Raw genomic sequence first — 20,003 nt, 5'->3', positions numbered from 1 at the left:
AGTTCGTCCATGCGCTTGTTGAAAATGATCAACACGTCAGTATTGATGACAAAGCAATTAGTGAAAAAATTAGTCTTGTAAAAGAATTGCTACTTGATTTACACACTGCGGATATCGCCGATATCTTAGAAATGCTCCCTTATGATGAGCGTCTCGCGTTATGGCGTCTTGTTGATAATAACGAACGTGGTGAAGTCTTAGTTGAGGCCTCCGTATCTGTTTGGGATAGCCTAATTAAGGATATGTCTGACAGAGAACTGCTTCGCGCCGTTGCTAATTTGCATGTTGACGAACAAGCTTATATTGCTGAGCATTTACCTCGTGACACCATGCGCCGGCTCCTCACCTATTTAGAGCCTAGCCTACGTAGCCGCATTCGCGAAGTTTTACAATATGCGAAAGATAGCGTCGGGCAAATGATGGATTTTGAATTCGTCACCGTACGCCCAAATGTGACACTAAAAACGGTTCAACGTTATTTACGCCAACGAGGCAAGATCCCAGAAGCCACCGATAAAATTTTTGTTGTCGATAACAATAATTATCTGCAAGGTGAATTACCACTAACCACTATTTTGACGCAATCCCCTGAAAAAATAGTAGCCGATGTCATGAAAACTGACACTGTGACCTTCTTGCCCGATGAAAAAGGCGAAGATGCCGCTAGTGCGTTCGAACGTTATGACTTAATTTCTGCTGCTGTTGTTGATAATAGCGGCCTACTGATGGGCCGCCTGACGGTTGAAGATATCGTTGATAACATCAGTGAAGAAAACGATAACAGTATTCGTCGTATGGGGGGGTTAAGCCCTGAAGAAGACGTTTTCGCCCCGGTTGGCCAAGCCGTTAAAACCCGTTGGACATGGTTAGCCATTAACCTATGTACCGCTTTTGTCGCTTCTCGTGTTATTGGCGTCTTTGAAGATACCATTTCCCAATTAGTCGCGTTAGCCACATTAATGCCAATTGTGGCAGGAATTGGGGGAAATACGGGAAACCAAACCATCACCATGATTGTTCGCGCCATTGCCCTGCACCAGATACAAAATAATAGTTTCTCTTTCTTAATGTTAAGAGAGCTTGGCGTCGCCTTTATTAATGGCGTTGTTTGGGGCGGAATTATGGGTGTCGTTACCTATTTCCTATATGGCGATATCGCTATGGGCGCTGTCATGACATTAGCGATGATTTTGAACCTACTGATGGCAGCGATTATGGGGGTGCTTATTCCGCTCATTATGCTGAAAATGGGCAAAGACCCTGCTATCGGCTCTAGCGTGATGATCACCGCTATCACAGACACTGGCGGGTTCTTTATTTTCCTTGGCTTAGCCACACTATTCCTCGTTTAAATTTACTTTGCACGCGTCCTGTTTCTTGGCGGGCGCGTGCAGTTTACAAAACACTCCCTGTACTAACAAAATCCCGTTAAAAACCCAAAGTTTCGCAAGTAGGCTTGTTATTTATCTATTAATTAAATGCTTTTATAGTTATTTAGTTCATCGAGATGAATAAAGTTAATTATAACAAAAAATAATTAGGTAATATTTGTTTACTATATTTCAGTAAGAATTTATTAAATTAAATATAATTAACACTGTAACTGACTAATTTAAATATACGATATTCTGCAAAATTCATATTATTAACATCATATAAGGTTATTTATCATCGCACCAAATCAATAATCCAGACAAACAAAACTAATTGGAATGTTATTCTTGTTTTTAGGGTTGAGGTTTACAGAATATAGAATTTCCTGCTATAAATATACACATGCAAAAAAGATACTGTGTATTAAACTAAGTTATACCCATCCAACGTTTTATACCTCTTATCTGCACCAATAAAAATGATTAGCTCATTATTATGAGCCAATGCTTATTATTTTGAATTTATGCAATTTAGTATTTCAGGTAGTTAGAAGGAAACTATAATGACACCGCAAACAGCCAGCCAGCCCTCTGCGAGGCCTTTGGGCAAAGAAGACTATAAAACATTAGGCTTATCCTCTTTAGGGGGTACCCTTGAGTTTTACGATTTCGTTATCTTTGTTTTTTACGCAAAAATTATTTCCCAACTATTTTTTCCAGGGGATAACGAATTTCTCGCGCTAATGGCAACACTGGGCCTATTTGCAGCAGGTTATCTTGCTCGTCCTCTTGGTGGCATTATTATGGCTCACTTTGGAGATAAAATTGGCCGCAAGAAAATGTTTACCTTAAGTATTTTCTTAATGGCATTCCCAACATTTGTCATTGGTTTTTTACCGACTTTTGAAACCATTGGTGCTGCAGCCCCATTACTGCTGCTGTTAATGCGTATTATGCAAGGTGCCGCGATTGGTGGTGAAATGCCAGGAGCATGGGTATTTATTGCAGAGCATACACCAAAGCAACGCTATGGCTTAGGTGTTGGTACACTGACTTCTGGGATCACTGGCGGTATTTTATTAGGCTCTATCGTCGCTATTATTATTGAACGCTCTTATACCACAACTGAAATTCATGATTTCGCATGGCGTATTCCATTTATTCTTGGTGGTATTTTTGGGTTTATTTCTGTGTATTTACGCCGTTTTTTACAAGAAACTCCGATATTCAAAGAACTGGCCGCTAAAAAGGCTTTGTCACAAGAATTACCCGTCAAAACTGTGATTAAATCTCATAAGCAAGCCTGTATGATCACGGCGGCACTGACGTGGTCATTATCAACCGCTATCGTTGTCACTATTTTGATGACGCCAGATGTGGTGTTAAAAGGGATCTATAACATTGACCGAAATATTGCATTGCAAGCCAACTGTGCCGCAACATTAACCTTAACATTAGGCTGTATCTTCTGGGGTTGGTTAGGCGATAAAACAGGAACACGTACCTCAATGACTTTATCCTGGGGTGGATTGGCCGTAACGGCAATTTACTTCTATTCGTCATTATCCAGTGATATTGCGGCGAGTACGTTGATTTTTAACTATGGCTTGATGGGCTTCTTTGTTGGCGCGATTGCAACGACACCAATTATCAGTACACGCGCATTTCCACCTGAAATTCGCTATTCTGGCCTGTCATTCGCTTACAATGTGGCTTATGCAATTTTTGGTGGTTTAACACCAATATTAACTGGTGCTTGGTTGCAGCAGTCTCACATGGCACCTGCCTATTATGTTGCTGGCGTCTCATTATTAGCGGTTGCTGTAGCCTTTATTCCTCTATCTTGGAAGGGTTGGACAGTCAATTCTGAATCCTCAAACGAAAAATCTGCGGTTCTAAACGCTTCTAGCTTATAACATTTCTTGCACCCTATTTATTAGGGTGCAATTCTTATTGAGAAAAATTAATTTCCCCCACGCCCTCCTTTACACACACCGCAGCATACAAGTACAGAAATTGACACTTATTCATATTTCCTCCATTTTTCTTTGTACCTATCACGTTAAACTACTAATATGTCTAACTGACTCTTTTTTGTTAGTTTTTTAGTATACAGCCTGACGGATCTCATCCACTTTTTTGAGTTAAGCGAATTACCCAAAATGAATAAACAAAAACAACGTAAACCTTTTATTCGCTCTGCCATTTTTATTGCCATTATTGCGGCAGCTGGCGCTTCTTGGTATTTTTATCATCAAGAAAAACAATCAGATACACAATCTACTGACGCCGTAGCAAAACCAAACTCACAGCGAAGTGCAATGGGCCGCCCACCACGTGTTTTAGCCCCTGTACAATTTGCCGTCGCAGAACAAAAAGTCGTTCCGCGCTTTTTATCGGGTTTAGGCACAGTCCAAGCCGCGAATGTTGTCACTGTAACCAGTCGTGTTGAAGGCCAGTTAATGCAGCTGTATTTTACCGAAGGGCAATACGTCAATAAGGGAGATTTATTGGCACAGATTGACCCTCGCCCATTTGAAGTTCAGCTATCACAAGCAGAGGGGCAATTGGCAAAAGACAAAGCAACATTAGCAAATGCACAATTAGATTTAGCTCGTTATCAAAAGCTTGCTGGTACTAAAGTGATTTCGCAACAAGAGTTAGATAACCAAAAAGCGGCGGTATTACAGGCGCAAGGCAGTATTAAAGTCGACCAAGCGGCTGTTGATAATGCCAAACTGCAATTAACCTACAGTAAAATTACTGCGCCTATCTCAGGACGCGTGGGTTTAAAACAAGTGGATGTTGGAAACTTTATCTCTTCCGGAACCTCAACTCCTCTTGTCGTCATCACGCAAACTCAACCTGCAGATGTCCTTTTTGCGTTACCTGAGGGCGATATTCCCGCGATCCAGCAGGCACAATCCTCTGGTGAGAAAGTATTGATTGAAGCTTGGGACAGAAACAATATCGCGCTAATCGCAAGTGGTGAGCTACTCAGTACTGATAACCAAATTGATGCTGCGACCGGCACGCTGAAAATAAAAGCGCGCTTTACCAATGAAGAAGAAAAACTTTTTCCTAATCAATTTGTTAACGTAAAAATGCAAGTTGAAACGCTGCAAAATGCCGTGGTGATCCCAACCGCTGCACTGCAAATGGGCAATGAAGGCCATTATGTTTGGATACTGAGTGATGATAATAAAGTCAGTAAACACAATGTAACCGTGGGTATGCAAGATAGCCAACAAGTGGTTATTGAAAGTGGGCTCGCGGCAAATACCAAAGTCATCACGGATGGTGTTGATAAACTCACCGATGGCACAACGGTCGAAGTTGTTACCCCTGAAGGCATCGCTAAAAAAGAGCCCCGCAAAGGTAAACCTAATAGCGCGGAGAAAGCGTAATGCGGCCTGAAATGTTAAAAGGCGGTGGGCCTTCTCGTTTATTTATTTTGCGCCCTGTAGCAACCACATTATTCATGGTGGCTATATTACTCGCAGGGATCATCGGTTATCGCTTCTTACCTGTTTCTGCCCTGCCTGAAGTCGATTACCCAACGATTCAAGTTGTTACCCTTTACCCAGGCGCCAGCCCTGATGTGATGACCTCGGCAGTGACAGCACCACTGGAAACCCAGTTCGGCCAAATGTCAGGGCTTAAACAGATGTCATCGCAAAGTTCAGGAGGGGCATCCGTTATCACGCTGATGTTCCAATTAACCTTGCCTCTAGAGGTTGCCGAACAAGAAGTTCAAGCAGCGATTAATTCTGCCAGTAGCTTACTACCTTCGGATTTACCCTATCCTCCAATTTATAATAAGGTAAACCCTGCTGATCCACCTGTACTCACCTTAGCGGTCACCTCTGATGCAATGCCGTTAACGCAAGTACAGGATATTATTGAAACGCGAATTGCCCAGAAGATATCCCAAGTAAATGGAGTGGGCTTAGTGACGTTAGCCGGCGGCCAACGTCCTGCTGTTCGTGTGAATATCAACCCACAAGCCATGGCTGCTAAAGGGCTAGATAGCGAAACAATTCGCCTTGCCATTAATAATGCGAACGTCAACTCCGCAAAAGGGAGTTTCGATGGCCCTACGCGCGCGGTAACGCTGTCTGCTAACGACCAAATGAAGTCACTTGACGACTATCGTCAACTTATTGTGGCCTTCCAAAATGGTGCGCCGGTACGTTTAGGTGATATTGCAACCATTGCACAAGGTGCTGAAAATGCCTATTTAGGTGCATGGGCGAATAATGAGCAAGCGATTGTGATCAATGTTCAGCGACAGCCCGGCGCTAACGTGATTGAAACCACAGATACCATTCGTACGCTATTGCCCGAATTGATTGAAAGCTTACCTAAATCGGTTAATGTCGAAATTTTAACCGATAGAACCAGTACCATTCGTGCATCCGTTAATGATGTCCAATTTGAATTAATGCTAGCCATCGCCCTCGTAGTGATGGTGATTTACTTGTTTTTACGCAATGGAATTGCCACCTTAATACCGGGTATTGCCGTACCGTTGTCACTTGTTGGCACCTTTGCAGTGATGTATTTCTGTGGTTTTTCTGTCAATAACCTCACCCTAATGGCTTTAACCATCGCCACCGGTTTTGTGGTCGATGATGCGATAGTGGTGATTGAAAATATTTCTCGCTACTTAGAGCAAGGCGATAAACCGCTGGTCGCCGCACTCAAAGGGGCTGGTGAAATCGGATTTACCATTATTTCCCTCACCTTTTCCTTGGTTGCAGTATTAATCCCACTGTTATTTATGGGGGATATTGTCGGCCGGTTATTCCGCGAGTTTGCCATTACCCTAGCCGTGGCTATTTTGATCTCTGCTGTCGTCTCATTGACGCTAACGCCAATGATGTGTGCGCGTTTATTAAAACCGGAGTCGCAGCATAAACATAACCGTTTTGAACTAGCGTGTGAGCGCTTCTTTGACCGTATGGTTGCTGGATACGCAATTTGGTTAAAACGTATTCTTAATCACCAATGGTTAACCCTTTCTGTGGCGCTAGGTACCATGGTGCTGACTGTTTTACTGTATCTGTGGATCCCAAAAGGGTTTTTCCCTTTGCAAGACAGTGGAATTATTCAGGGCTCAATTGAAAGCCGCCAATCTATTTCATTTGCAGCCATGGCGCAAAAGCAGCAAGAAGTCGCGTCAAAATTATTAGCAGATCCTGCAGTCGACAATGTCACCACCTATGTGGGTGTTGATGGCAGCAACCCGACATTAAACAATGCGCGTCTCCAAATTACATTAAAGCCTCTTGATGAGCGTGAAGACAGAGTGATGGCGATTATTGATCGTCTCCAGCAATCCGTTGATAACATTGCTGGAGTGAATCTCTATCTGCAACCCATGCAAGATCTCACCATCGATACGCAAGTAGCGCGCACACAGTATCAATTTACTTTACAGGCTGGTTCATTAGAAGAATTAACCACTTGGGTTCCACGCTTGTTAGATGCCCTAGAACAACAACCTGAACTCACCGATGTCAGTAGTGATTGGCAAAATAAAGGGTTAGTTGCCTATGTGAATGTTAATCGTGATACGGCAAGCCGTTTTGGTATCACGATGTCGGCTATTGATAACGCCTTATATAATGCGTTTGGGCAGCGAATGATTTCGACTATCTATACGCAGTCAAATCAATATCGTGTGATATTAGAACATGACACACAAACCCGTGATGGTATGGATGCGCTGAATGATATCCGTCTAAAAGGGACTGATGGTGCCATTGTACCACTGAGTACTTTAGTGAACATTCAAGAAGGTAATGGGCCATTAGCCATTAATCACCTAGACCAATTTCCCGCGGTGACTTTTTCGTTTAATGTAGCGGATGGCGCTTCTCTAGAGTCAGCTGTCAATGCAGTGAAATTGGCCGAATCTCAAATTGCGATGCCAAAATCTATTACAACGCAATTCCAAGGAGCGACTTTAGCCTTTGAAGCGGCACTGAGCAGTACTATTTGGTTAATTGCAGCTGCCATTGTGGCGATGTATATCGTATTGGGCATTTTATATGAGAGTTTTATCCACCCGATTACGATTTTATCTACCCTACCGACAGCCGGAGTTGGTGCATTACTTGCTTTAATGATGGCAGGGAAAGACCTTGATGTCATCGCGGTCATCGGCATCATCTTACTAATTGGCATTGTGAAAAAGAATGCCATTATGATGATTGACTTTGCCCTTGCCGCGGAGCGTGAACAGGGAATGTCCCCTTATGATGCCATCTATCAAGCTTGCTTGCTGCGTTTTCGCCCAATTCTAATGACCACCATGGCGGCCTTGCTGGGTGCCTTACCATTGATGCTGAGTACTGGTGTAGGTGCAGAATTACGTCAACCATTAGGGATTTGTATGGTTGGTGGCTTAATTATGAGCCAAATCCTCACTTTATTTACCACACCGGTTATTTACTTATTGTTCGACCGTCTTTCTCATTACTTTAAAGACCGTCGCCAAGCGAAGAAGGCACAGGTGTCATAATGAAGCGCTTTTTTGCTCTGTTTATTAGCCGACCGGTAGCAACGACGCTTATCAGCGTTGCGATTACTTTGTGTGGTGCCCTGAGCTTTCTGTTTTTACCCGTTTCTCCGTTGCCACAAGTGGATTACCCTGTGATTAACGTGACAGCGTCACTTCCAGGGGCATCACCCGAAACTATGGCGTCCTCCGTTGCGACGCCACTTGAACGCTCTTTAGGCAGTATTGCTGGGATCAGTGAAATGACCTCAAGCAGTGCGCTTGGGCGAACCACCATTACACTAGAGTTCAATCTCGACAAAGACATTAATAACGCTGCACGCGAAGTTCAAGCCGCAATTAATGCCGCACAGAACCTGCTACCCAGCGGTATGCCAAGCCGTCCACGTTATTACAAGTCAAACCCGTCTGATGCGCCAATTATGATTTTGACCATGACCTCAGACACTCTAAATACTGGCGAAATTTATGATATTGCTTCGACGCGTTTAGCCCAACGAATTGCCCAAATTGAAGGGGTTAGTGAAGTTTCTGTGGGGGGAGGCTCGCTCCCTGCCGTACGCGTTGAACTCAACCCAACCGCCCTATTTAACCAAGGGGTTTCCCTTGATGCCGTGCGCTCAGCCATCAGCAATGCTAACGTTCGCCAACCGCAAGGCTATATCAATGATGACGAAAAACGTTATCAGGTACAGACCAATGATGAACTAAAAAAAGCCGCAGATTATCGACCCATTATTGTTCATTATAGCCAAGGTAATGCCGTTAAACTCAGCGATGTCGCCAATGTTAAAGATTCCATTGAAAACGTGCGTGCGGCAGGTATGGCAGACGGTAAACCGGCTATTTTGATTGTCATTCGTCGTGAAGCGGGTGCCAATATCATTGAAACGGTTAACCGTATTCGTGATGAATTACCCGAATTCAATGATATGATCCCCGCCGCCATTGAGTTAAAAGTAGCACAAGATAGGACACCGACCATCCGCGCGTCTTTAGCGGAAGTCGAGCGCGCCCTACTGATTGCCGTTGCCTTGGTGATCCTCGTTGTGTTGCTATTCTTACGTTCAGGTCGCGCTACTTTGATCCCTGCTGTTGCCGTCCCCGTCTCATTGATTGGAACTTTTACGGCCATGTATTTATGTGGCTTTAGTTTAAATAACTTGTCATTGATGGCACTAACGGTTGCGACTGGCTTTGTGGTCGATGATGCGATTGTGGTATTAGAAAATATCTCACGTCATATCGAAAATGGCACAAAACCGTTTATTGCCGCGGTTAAAGGCGTGCATGAAGTCGGCTTTACTGTCGTTTCCATGAGCATTTCTTTGGTGGCTGTTTTTATTCCCCTATTGCTAATGGATGGGCTAGTCGGGCGCTTATTTCGCGAATTTGCTATTACCCTTGCAACCGCTATCGGTATTTCATTGGTGATTTCGCTAACGCTCACCCCCATGATGTGTGCTTATTTACTGAAGAAACGTCCTCGCAACGTCAAAGCCAAACATCGTGGGTTTGGACGTGTGTTACTGCGTTTGCAAGAAAGCTATGGTGTCGCTTTAAATTGGGTGCTCGGACATCGCCGGAGTGTTCTCGCGGTGCTATTTGCCACAATCGGCTTAAATGTTTACCTGTATATCACCGTTCCGAAGACTTTCTTTCCTGAACAAGATACTGGCCGAGTGCTGGGCTTTGTGCGCGCAGACCAAAGCATTTCATTTCAGTCAATGAAAGAAAAAATGACCCGTTTTATGCAGCAAGTTAAAGCCGACCCAGCGACGGATAATGTCACCGGTTTTACTGGCGGTAGCCGAGTAAACAGCGGTTTTATGTATATCTCATTAAAACCACTGGGTGAACGTACTGAAAGTTCAGCTGAAGTCATTAATCGGTTACGCATGAAATTAGCCAATGAGCCTGGGGCTAACCTGTTTATGATGCCAGTACAAGATATTCGTGTGGGAGGTCGACAGGCCAATGCCAGTTACCAGTTTACCCTGCTTGCAGATGAACTTTCAGCATTGCGTGACTGGGAACCCGCTATTCGTAAAGCACTCGGTGAATTGCCACAGCTAACAGATGTGAACTCGGATAAGGAAGACAAAGGCGCGGAAATGGCGATCACCTACGATAGGGACTTAATGGTCCAGCTAGGTATCGATGTCCGTGAAGCTAACAGTCTGCTTAACAACGCATTTGGCCAACGCCAAGTTTCCACTATTTATGAGGCGATGAACCAATATAAAGTCGTGATGGAAGTTGCTCCTGAATATACGCAAGATGTCAGTGCTCTCGACAAAATGTTTGTCATCAACAAAGATGGAGACGCTATCCCACTGTCTTATTTTGCACGTTGGCAACCCGCAAACGCACCGCTAAGTGTGAATCACCAAGGGCTATCTGCTTCATCCACTATCGCGTTTAATGTTGCGGACGGCTATACCTTAAATGATGCCATTGTCGAAATTGAAAAAACCATGACTGCACTTGGCGTACCATCGACGGTAAGAGGCACTTTTGCAGGAACGGCACAAATATTCCAAGAAACCTTACAGTCACAATTGTTTTTAATTTTAGCCGCCATTGTGACCGTTTATTTGGTTCTGGGTATATTATATGAAAGTTATATTCACCCACTGACTATTTTATCAACCCTACCCTCTGCAGGTGTCGGGGCATTATTAGCTCTTGAATTATTTGATACGCCATTTAGTTTAATCGCCTTAATTGGCATCATGCTATTAATTGGGATCGTCAAGAAGAACGCGATTATTATGGTGGATTTTGCCATTCAAGCCCAGAGAACGGCGGGTTTAACCGCCCGAGAAGCCATCTTTCGTGCCAGTTTATTACGTTTTCGCCCTATTTTGATGACAACACTCGCAGCTATTTTTGGTGCATTACCGTTAATGTTGGGTAGTGGTGATGGCGCAGAACTCCGTCAACCTCTCGGGATCACCATTGTCGGTGGCTTAATAATGAGCCAATTGCTAACGTTATTTACCACCCCTGTTGTGTATTTAAGTTTTGATAGCTTGAGACAACGTTGGCAGCGCAAGAAATCAGTAACGCAGCAAATTGCGGAGGATACCCATGAAGCTTAGGTTGAATAGCGTGAGTACTCGGCTTTTTCTGGCTATTTTTGCGACATGCTTGTTGTTAGTGCTGATTATGCACCAAGGCGTACGCATGAGTTTCCAGCACGGCTTTATTGATTATATTAAAGAAAATGATCAACAACGCGTTGAGCTGGTTTCTTCTGCCCTTGCGGAACAATATGAAGAAATGGGCAATTGGAGGTTTTTGATTGGTAATGATCGCATTTTCTTTCGCATTTTGCGTTCTGTAGAACATCAACAACATCGTGGCCCGATGCGCCAACGCTGGCGAACCTTTTTTTGGGTTTATGATACACAAGACCGACTCATTTTCGGGCAAGACACGCCCTTGCCGAGTAAAGTTCTTCGTGAACCTATTGTTACTAGCAATGGCGATACCGTCGGCTGGCTCGTTGCCAGTTATGAAACAGGAATTAGCAGCGCCCTTGACCGCCGTTTTGATACCAAGCAAATGTATACCAGTTGGATCATCGCTGGGCTGTCTTTGTTTGTGGCTCTGATTGCCACATTGTTCCTTGCTCGTAGCTTTTTAAAACCGATTAAGCGGTTACTCGAGGGCACTAACCGGCTCGCCAATGGTGACTTTGCTACACGAGTTCCTGAATCTGGCCGCGATGAACTAGGGCAACTGGCTAAAGATTTTAACCATCTGGCCTCGACTCTCGAAAAAAACGAACAAATGCGTCGTGACTATATGGCGGATATTTCCCATGAACTCCGCACACCATTATCAGTTCTGCGAGGCGAATTAGAAGCAGTGCAAGATGGCGTCCGGCAAGCCACTCCCGAAACAATCAATTCTCTACTCAATGAAACCCAAACTTTAATTAAGCTAGTTAATGACCTCCACCAGCTCTCATTATCGGATAGAGGTTCATTGGTCTACCGTATGCAACTTACCGATATTATCCCTTTAATTGAAATGGCAATAGGCCAAGCCCGCTGGCGGTTAGAAGACCAACAACTTTCAGTTGAACGGAAATTTATTGCAGAAGGCTACGTGTTTGCAGACCCAGATCGCATCACCCAGTTGTTCTATAATTTAATGGAAAACAGCTTACGCTATACGGATCCACAAGGTAAAATTGCCATCCAAATCACACAAGACCAAGACCAGCTCTGTATAATTTGGCAAGATAGCGCCCCAGGGCTTACAGCTGAGCAATGCCAACATTTATTTGAGCGTTTTTATCGCGCTGAAGGCTCACGTAATCGCGCCAGTGGTGGTTCCGGTTTAGGACTGGCCATTTGCTATAATATTGTTGAGGCTCATCATGGTACAATTTCTGCAGCACCGTCATCATTAGGAGGTGTCAAAATTACCATCAATTTGCCGATTCAATTAAAAGATAAAGGGTTATGATCATGGCTGAACAGAGCAATACCCCTATTTTGGTTGTGGAGGATGAACCCAAACTAGGCCAACTGCTGTTTGATTACTTACAAGCTGCAAACTACCAACCTGCGTTAATTGCACGTGGCGACGAAGTCATTGAGTATGTGAAACAACACCAACCTGCGCTCATTTTATTAGATTTAATGTTACCGGGTCTGGACGGTATTTCAGTGTGTCGTGAACTGCGAAAATTCAGTGATGTTCCCATTATTATGGTGACGGCAAAAACTGAAGAGATTGATCGCTTATTAGGGTTAGAAATCGGCGCTGATGACTATATTTGTAAACCATTTAGCCCACGAGAAGTTGTGGCTCGTGTCAAAACGATTTTACGTCGTTGCCAACCAAACATAACGACCAACAATAACCAAACCAAACTTATTATCGATGAAAATGCCTTCCAAGTACGCTATGGCTCACAGTTACTTGAACTCACACCTGCTGAGTTTCGGTTGCTTAAATTTATGTCTGATAATGCAGGCATGGTATTTTCTCGCGACCAGTTACTGGATATCTTGTATGACGACCACCGCGTGGTAACAGACCGTACAATTGATAGCCACGTCAAAAATTTACGCCGTAAATTAGAGTCCCTCGATAACGAAAAAACTTTTATTCGGTCAATCTATGGCCTTGGCTACCGTTGGGATGAATGTTAAGTAACCAATAGACATACTATTCTTGTGGGATATTTGGTTTTTTTAGCAAATAGGAGTAAAATCCCCATCCCTTAAAAACACTCTCTCGTATGAGTGAGTGCTGACTTGACATCAGATAGAGAATAACCATGTTTACACCAGAGCTTTTATCCCCCGCCGGTTCGTTAAAAAATATGCGCTACGCTTTTGCGTATGGCGCAGACGCCGTTTATGCAGGCCAGCCTCGTTACAGCTTACGCGTACGAAATAACGAATTTAATCACGAAAACTTAGCCAAAGGCATTCAAGAAGCCCATGAGCTGGGTAAAAAGTTTTATGTGGTCGTGAATATTGCCCCTCACAATGCGAAATTAAAAACCTTTATTCGTGATTTAACCCCCGTCATTGAAATGGGCCCAGATGCACTGATTATGTCTGATCCTGGCCTTATTATGATGGTTCGTGAAGCGTTTCCTGAGATGGATATTCATTTATCTGTGCAGGCCAATGCGGTTAACTGGGCATCGGTGAAGTTCTGGAAACAAATGGGCTTAACACGCGTGATCTTATCGCGCGAATTATCCCTCGACGAAATTGCTGAAATTCGCCAACAGGTACCGGAAATTGAGCTTGAAGTTTTTGTCCATGGTGCCCTTTGCATGGCCTATTCCGGCCGTTGTTTACTTTCCGGTTATATTAATAAGCGCGACCCTAATCAAGGGACTTGCACCAATGCTTGCCGCTGGGAATATAACGTACAAGAAGGTAAAGAAGACGATGTGGGTAACATTGTCCATATTCATGAGCCCATCCCAGTACAAAATGTGACGCCAACCTTAGGTGCGGGTGCGCCAACAGATAAAGTCTTTATGATAGAAGAAGCCAAACGACCTGGCGAGTATATGACCGCCTTTGAAGATGAACATGGCACTTATATCATGAACTCAAAGGATTTACGCGCAATCGAGCACGTAGAAAATTTAACAAAAATGGGTGTTCACTCATTAAAAATTGAAGGCCGTACAAAATCGTTTTATTACTGCGCTCGAACAGCACAAGTCTATAGACGTGCAATTGACGATGCTGTCGCTGGAAAACCCTTTGACCCAACGTTACTCTCCACTTTAGAAGGATTAGCGCACCGTGGTTATACTGAAGGCTTCTTACGTCGCCACACCCACGATGCCTATCAAACCTATGAATATGGCTACTCTGTTTCTGAAACTCAGCAATTTGTGGGTGAATTTACCGGCAAACGTGTCAATGGTATGGCAGAGGTTGATGTAAAAAATAAATTTAGCGTTGGAGACAGCTTAGAGATGATGACACCTGCGGGTAATATCGTCTTTACCTTAGACGCCTTAACAAACCGCAAAGGTGAAACGATTGATGTTGCACCAGGCAACGGCCATGTGGTTTATCTGCCAATCCCTGAAGATGTTGATGTCAATTTTGGTTTGTTGATCCGTAACCTAGCAGGAACAACCACCCGGGCACCTCATCAAACTCAGCCAGAAAATCAAATTGCAGGCTAATCACCACTTAGTTATTTTTACATAGCTTGTTCACTAAAAGCCAAAAGCTCATCGTTTAATACTTTGATATTTTGGCTTTTTTTAATATATAAAACGATATTATTTCACTTTATATGCTTTTTTCTTATATGATAATCATTCGCGTTATTGACATTTCCATTAAAAAATGCGCTGAATATCCAATTTTATGCAACAGATCACATCAATTGGTTATTCAATATCGTATAGTCACTCTCGAAAACGAAGAACTAGAAAGTCATAAAATAAGACTAGGAACCACCTCCTTGGCTGGCTCAATCTCCCTTGAGCTAGCCATTTCTTTTATCTGCTACTTTATTTCATTTCTCTTGTTAACTCTATTTCTGTAAAAAAACTAAAAAAAGCTCATCAATATTTTATTAATCCATTTATACTCATTTTAACGAATATTTGACATACGTTAAGCCAAATGGATGGGTATTTATGAATCAATATCAGTCAGCCATGGTTATTCTTAATGGTAAACAAGCAAATCACATTGAGCTGCGAAAAGCCATTACTCACCTGCGTAAAGAAGGCCATAAAATTCAAGTCCGTATTCCTTGGGAGCTGGATGATACGCATTATTTTATTTCTCAGGCGATAAAACATGGTGTTGATACCATTATTGCCGCCGGAGGTGATGGCACAGTGAATGCGGTTGCCAGCACCCTGATGAAGTTCCCTAGTGAGTCTCGTCCTGCTTTAGGGGTCCTTCCGATGGGTACAGCAAATGATTTTGCCACTAGCGCGAATATCCCAATGGATATTGAATCTGCCCTAGCACTCTCATTAAAAGGCAAAGCTGTGCCTATTGATATTGCGCAAGTCAATGAGCAATATTATTTCCTCAATATGGCCACTGGCGGCTTTGGGACACGTATTACCACCGAAACACCAGAAGCACTAAAGTCAGCATTAGGGGGAGCGGCTTACGTGATAAATGGCTTACTGCGTCCTGACACACTAAAAACAGACATTTGCCATATTGAAGGGGAAAATTTTAGTTGGGAGGGAGAAACGTTAGTCATTGCTGTCGGAAACGGCCGACAAGCTGGAGGAGGTCAGCAATTGACACCACAAGCACTCATTAATGACGGTGCATTAAATTTACTGATTATTCCTGCAAGGGATGTGATACCCGCATTTTTATCGAATTTATTTTCAGCTGATAAAAACGAACACTTAGTTGAAAAGCAATTATCGTGGGTAAAAATTTCATCTCCTCACGATATGATCTTAAACCTTGATGGTGAGCCACTCTCGGGAGATACCTTTACGTTCTCAGTGCAGCCAAACGCCATTCAGTGCCGGTTACCTCCTCAATGTAACTTATTAACTTAAAGCATAATATGAAAGCCCAAGTATTTGGGCTTTCAATCTTTTAAGGTTACCACCATGCATGGAAGTGATGCACAGGACCAATTCCCTTTCCAACCTCTAAGCTATCCGCTTGTTCTAACGCGGCTTGTAAATACGCTTTAGCCTGCGTAACCGCTTCTTGCCAAGAAGCGCAACGAGGGCGCAATGCAGCTAAAGCTGCTGACAAAGTACACCCTGTACCATGGGTATTTTTAGTATTTATACGAGCTGACGTAAAACGCCATTCACCTTCTGGTGTGATTAACCAATCTGGGCTTTCAGCATCACTTAGATGACCACCTTTCATCAATACCGCTTGGCAACCTTTCTCAAGCAATTTATACCCTTGAGTCAGCATTTGGCTTTCTGTTTGTGCGACTTTTTCGTCTAACAATACCGCGGCTTCGGGTAGATTTGGTGTAATAATAGAAACGAGGGGTAATAACTGTTGACGTAGCGCATCAACCGCATCTGGTAATAGCAACGGGTCGCCACTTTTAGCCACCATTACAGTGTCCAATACCACATACGGAATAGGATATTGTTTCAGTGCATTCGCCACAACTGCGACATTACTTTGGTTAAACAGCATACCGATTTTTGCGCTATCAATTCGCACATCACTGAGAACCGAGTCTAATTGTGCCGCTACAAATTCAGGGGGTAAGTCTTGAACAGATTGCACACCTCGGGTATTTTGAGCCACCAATGCTGTCATCACACTCGTACCATAAGCCTCTAATGCAGAGAACGTTTTTAAATCTGCCTGAATACCCGCCCCACCCGATGGGTCTGTTCCGGCTATGGTTAACGCATTGATCCTCATGTGTGATTCCCCTTTTCGTCGGCTAAAGCAATTGAATAGATTGATAAGCAAGGTTTACTGACATCATTTTAAACCAAACAATAAAACCGCCTTAATTGTCTCATAACATTTAACAAATACCAGCGGTTAGTGAATGAATTTTAATGAGTTAGATAAAAAGAGAGGATATCTCACACAGGAAAAATTGACATGATTTATAAGTACACATTAGGCAAATGAATATGACCAACGCCTCGTTGTCGTAATAGTTGAGCGAATGCCTCCACTTCTGTTTGGGTTGCCGCAGGCCAGCTAGCTGCTTCATTTTTTACGCCATGTTGTTGAAAGGCGTTAATCTTTATCCGTGTGTTTGTAGGCAATTGATTTAGGAAATCAGCAAGTTTATCAATATGCTCTAAGTAATCTGTTTGCTGAGGAATATACAATAAACGCAATTCATACAATTTCCCCGCTTGCCCCAAATATTGAATTGATTGAAAAACACGCTGGTTATCTTTTCCTGTTAGCCTTAAAGCACACTCATCACTCCATGATTTCAGGTCAATCATCACGCCATCCGTATACTCAATCACTTTATTCCAACCCGCAGAAGCCAGATGCCCATTACTGTCAATAAAGCAGGTTAAATGCTTGAGCTCCGGTGTAGCCTTAATTGCTTTAAATAATTCAATAATAAAAGGTAATTGTGTTGTTGCTTCCCCACCACTGATCGTTACTCCATTCAGGAAAATAACATTTTTTTTCAAGTCATTGATGGCGTCATTAACACTTAATGGCACCGTCATCGGGCTTGAATTTTTAGTGCAAGTTTGTAAACAGGTATCACAAAGCTGGCAGGCATCGCTATCCCAGATAACCTGACCATCTACAAACGATAACCCATTGTGAGGACAGGTAAAAACACAGTCCCCACAATGGTCACAAAGCGCCATGGTATATGGATTATGGCAATTCAAACACCGTAAATTGCAACCTTGCAAAAAGATAACATGCCGATTACCCGGCCCATCTACACAGGAAAAAGGAATAACCTTATTCAGCGTAGCGCATCGATTGCTCATGACTAATTACTCGTTGCTGACGGGCTGTAATTTTACAGTTCTTAGTCGCTTCCTCCCCTAACCAGGTAGTGTTACTTCTAGAACCTTGTTCTTTGTATTTTTCGATATCCGACAGACGTACCATGTAGCCAGTAACACGGACTAAATCATTACTCGCCACGTTTGCAGTAAACTCACGCATTCCACAGCTAAATGCCCCTTTGCATAATTGCATTAGTGCTTGCGGGTTTTGTTTAATCGTTTCATCGATGGTTAAAATGTCACTGATCCCAGATAAATAGTGTTTGTGATGAGGAGCTACGGCTTGGATATGCGAAACAGGATCCGGCTCTTCACCGTATGGAATGCGAGCCCCCGGTGTAGTTCCTATATCCGAACTGATCCCAGATTGAGCATGGAGCATGGCTCGGTTTTTATAACCATATTTAACAGGTGTGGTTTCGACAAAGTCTGCCAACTGTTCACTGATTTGATAAGACAGTGGTAAGGCGGGTGAATTTGCTTGATATGCGCCTTTCGCTCCGTCTTTTTCCATGAGGATATTCACGGCTTCGGCTAAACCATAAATACCAAACATCGGGGCAAAGCGTTCTGGTTCTATTAACCCTTCTTGGACAAGAAAACTGGTTTGGAAGAAGTTTGATTCCTCAAATAAAAATGCGCTACGTGTTTCTATGAGTTCCATTTGTAACTCACAATACTTTTTCAATTGCACATTTAAAAAATCAACTGAATTTTGACTGCGTAATGCAACCTCGCGCAAATTAATACGGACTAAAGTGCTTCCTCCACCTGCAACAGGCAATGCATTATAACAGCTGACAATGCCGTAACCTTGTTCATCAAATGCAGCACGATGAATAATATCATTCGCAATATGCGGTTTGCTACATTCACAAATATTTTCAATCGCTTGTAAGAAAAGTGATTCAGGTGTGCGCTGTGGGTGGTAAACAAATGTCAGGTTAGGTGCTACTTGTTTCAATTCCGCATCGATACGTAAAATCAAACGGCAAATCACGTTGTCATCCGGCCCAATATTGGCATGCATAAAGGCATCAGGTAGAGTTCGGTCTAATTGTATCCAAAATCTTTTTAATTTTGGATACAATTGTTCTTCTGTCAACTCACCTACATATGGCATGAGTACTTTATCTAAGTACCCTAAAAATACAGGGAAATTGGTTACCGACGGAACGTGATGATACAAAATCATCAGATGATTAAGCGCATCATCAAAGTCCTCTGCAGGGGCTAATTCTAAGTATGTTGAACCTTGATTGAGGTATTTTACATAGTCAGGCAACACATAGCGCGGCTTATATGGTGCATTTCCTTCATACATATCACAAATAACACGTTCACTTAACGCCTCTGCGAGGGGTTCGCTCACCGCAAGATAGGGAATGTGGCTATCCGCTTCTACCGCTAAAAAATTGGCTTTTTGTTTTGGTGATAATATTTTATCTGTGGCGATAGCCAAGCATTTAGCTTGGTATTCAGTCAGTGGTTCTTGGCGTTTCATCATGGTGATGTTCCTTTTTTCGTTAGAAGCTAACGTTGCTTACAGCAATGTATATGCCATAAACTTTCAAAAACTAGCTCCTAGCCGTGTTGACATGCAGCAACTTATAACCGCCGCCTATGTCCTCCATTTCATCCCATTGAGACAAGTCATTATTTGACGTGCATCATACTTTTTGGATTTGTTTGCACGCTATTTTTCATAAATGTCTGCTCTATCAACATTACTAGTCGTTATCACCTAAATAATACGAAATATCTCTTTATTACAGAAAGTTAGCCACAGCTATAATGAGTGATACATTGGTTTTTCTTATCTTTTTTAACTCAATTCAGCTCATTTATTTTCATCAAGTAATCACATTATCTAATTTAAAAATGGAGTATTCTGTCAATTATTGGTTTTTAGGAGAATTAACCTATTCAATAACCAATTTGATCAGCTAATATCCCTTTCTACTGTCGGTTATCCCCCTTAAAAATAGGCAAAATTAAACAGTTCTAATATGACCAGCGAGTTATTATCCTTAACTATGTAATTAATACTGTTATATTCTGTACATCTTAATTAAAATAATTGAGCTCAAAATTATAATAATAATGCTAATCTGATAATCATTAGCGA

General features: G+C 42.8%; 11 protein-coding genes and 1 pseudogene. 9 read left to right on the top strand and 3 right to left on the bottom strand.

Features of this window, described 5'->3' with window-relative positions; all coding sequences use genetic code 11:
- Positions 1–65 precede the first annotated feature (65 nt).
- From mgtE to yegS, 9 genes and pseudogenes are all read left to right on the top strand, one after another.
- Positions 66–1,352: pseudogene (mgtE, locus tag ACU696_RS12000) on the top strand (magnesium transporter); the annotation flags it as partial.
- Positions 1,353–1,936: 584 nt separating this feature from the next.
- A complete protein-coding gene (locus ACU696_RS11995) occupies positions 1,937–3,289 on the top strand; it encodes an MFS transporter (protein WP_004911396.1) in 1,353 nt (450 codons plus the stop codon).
- 246 nt (positions 3,290–3,535) lie between these two features.
- Complete coding sequence (locus tag ACU696_RS11990) at positions 3,536–4,780, top strand: MdtA/MuxA family multidrug efflux RND transporter periplasmic adaptor subunit (protein ID WP_109912431.1); 1,245 nt, start codon at positions 3,536–3,538, stop codon at positions 4,778–4,780.
- Positions 4,780–7,902, top strand: coding sequence for an MdtB/MuxB family multidrug efflux RND transporter permease subunit (locus ACU696_RS11985; protein ID WP_004911400.1), 3,123 nt, complete (start codon positions 4,780–4,782; stop codon positions 7,900–7,902). The genes ACU696_RS11990 and ACU696_RS11985 overlap by 1 nt, the downstream gene beginning before the upstream one ends.
- Positions 7,902–11,003 (top strand): multidrug efflux RND transporter permease subunit MdtC, encoded by a 3,102-nt coding sequence (mdtC, locus tag ACU696_RS11980; RefSeq protein WP_447343116.1) that lies wholly within the window; start codon positions 7,902–7,904, stop codon positions 11,001–11,003. Before ACU696_RS11985 ends, mdtC begins: the two co-directional genes overlap by 1 nt.
- Entirely contained in the window at positions 10,993–12,381 is a 1,389-nt protein-coding gene (gene baeS, locus ACU696_RS11975; RefSeq protein WP_109912429.1) for an envelope stress sensor histidine kinase BaeS, read from the top strand. Before mdtC ends, baeS begins: the two co-directional genes overlap by 11 nt.
- Positions 12,378–13,073, top strand: coding sequence for an envelope stress response regulator BaeR (gene baeR / locus ACU696_RS11970; RefSeq protein ID WP_109912428.1), 696 nt, complete (start codon positions 12,378–12,380; stop codon positions 13,071–13,073). The genes baeS and baeR overlap by 4 nt, the downstream gene beginning before the upstream one ends.
- A 128-nt stretch (positions 13,074–13,201) precedes the next feature.
- Positions 13,202–14,587 carry a prephenate-dependent tRNA uridine(34) hydroxylase TrhP gene (gene trhP / locus ACU696_RS11965; RefSeq protein WP_110731980.1) on the top strand — a complete coding sequence of 462 codons (1,386 nt, stop codon included), beginning with the start codon at positions 13,202–13,204 and terminating at the stop codon, positions 14,585–14,587.
- A 462-nt stretch (positions 14,588–15,049) separates the two neighbouring features.
- Positions 15,050–15,949 carry a lipid kinase YegS gene (gene yegS / locus ACU696_RS11960; protein WP_004911418.1) on the top strand — a complete coding sequence of 300 codons (900 nt, stop codon included), beginning with the start codon at positions 15,050–15,052 and terminating at the stop codon, positions 15,947–15,949.
- A 46-nt stretch (positions 15,950–15,995) separates the two neighbouring features.
- Here yegS and thiD read toward each other — a convergent pair whose 3' ends face one another.
- From thiD to ACU696_RS11945, 3 genes are all read right to left on the bottom strand, one after another.
- Positions 15,996–16,793 carry a bifunctional hydroxymethylpyrimidine kinase/phosphomethylpyrimidine kinase gene (gene thiD, locus ACU696_RS11955; RefSeq protein WP_196719472.1) on the bottom strand — a complete coding sequence of 266 codons (798 nt, stop codon included), beginning with the start codon at positions 16,791–16,793 and terminating at the stop codon, positions 15,996–15,998.
- A 194-nt stretch (positions 16,794–16,987) separates the two neighbouring features.
- Positions 16,988–17,854, bottom strand: coding sequence for a YjjW family glycine radical enzyme activase (locus ACU696_RS11950; protein WP_198634837.1), 867 nt, complete (start codon positions 17,852–17,854; stop codon positions 16,988–16,990).
- Positions 17,826–19,382, bottom strand: a complete 1,557-nt coding sequence (locus tag ACU696_RS11945) for a YjjI family glycine radical enzyme (RefSeq protein ID WP_196719470.1) — start codon at positions 19,380–19,382, stop codon at positions 17,826–17,828. Before ACU696_RS11945 ends, ACU696_RS11950 begins: the two co-directional genes overlap by 29 nt.
- Between the last annotated feature and the right edge of the window lie 621 nt (positions 19,383–20,003).

It is taken from the genome of Providencia sp. PROV_01 (assembly GCF_053098325.1).
The sequence above is the reverse complement of the archived record's forward strand: the minus strand, read 5'-3'. Positions and strand labels throughout refer to the sequence as shown.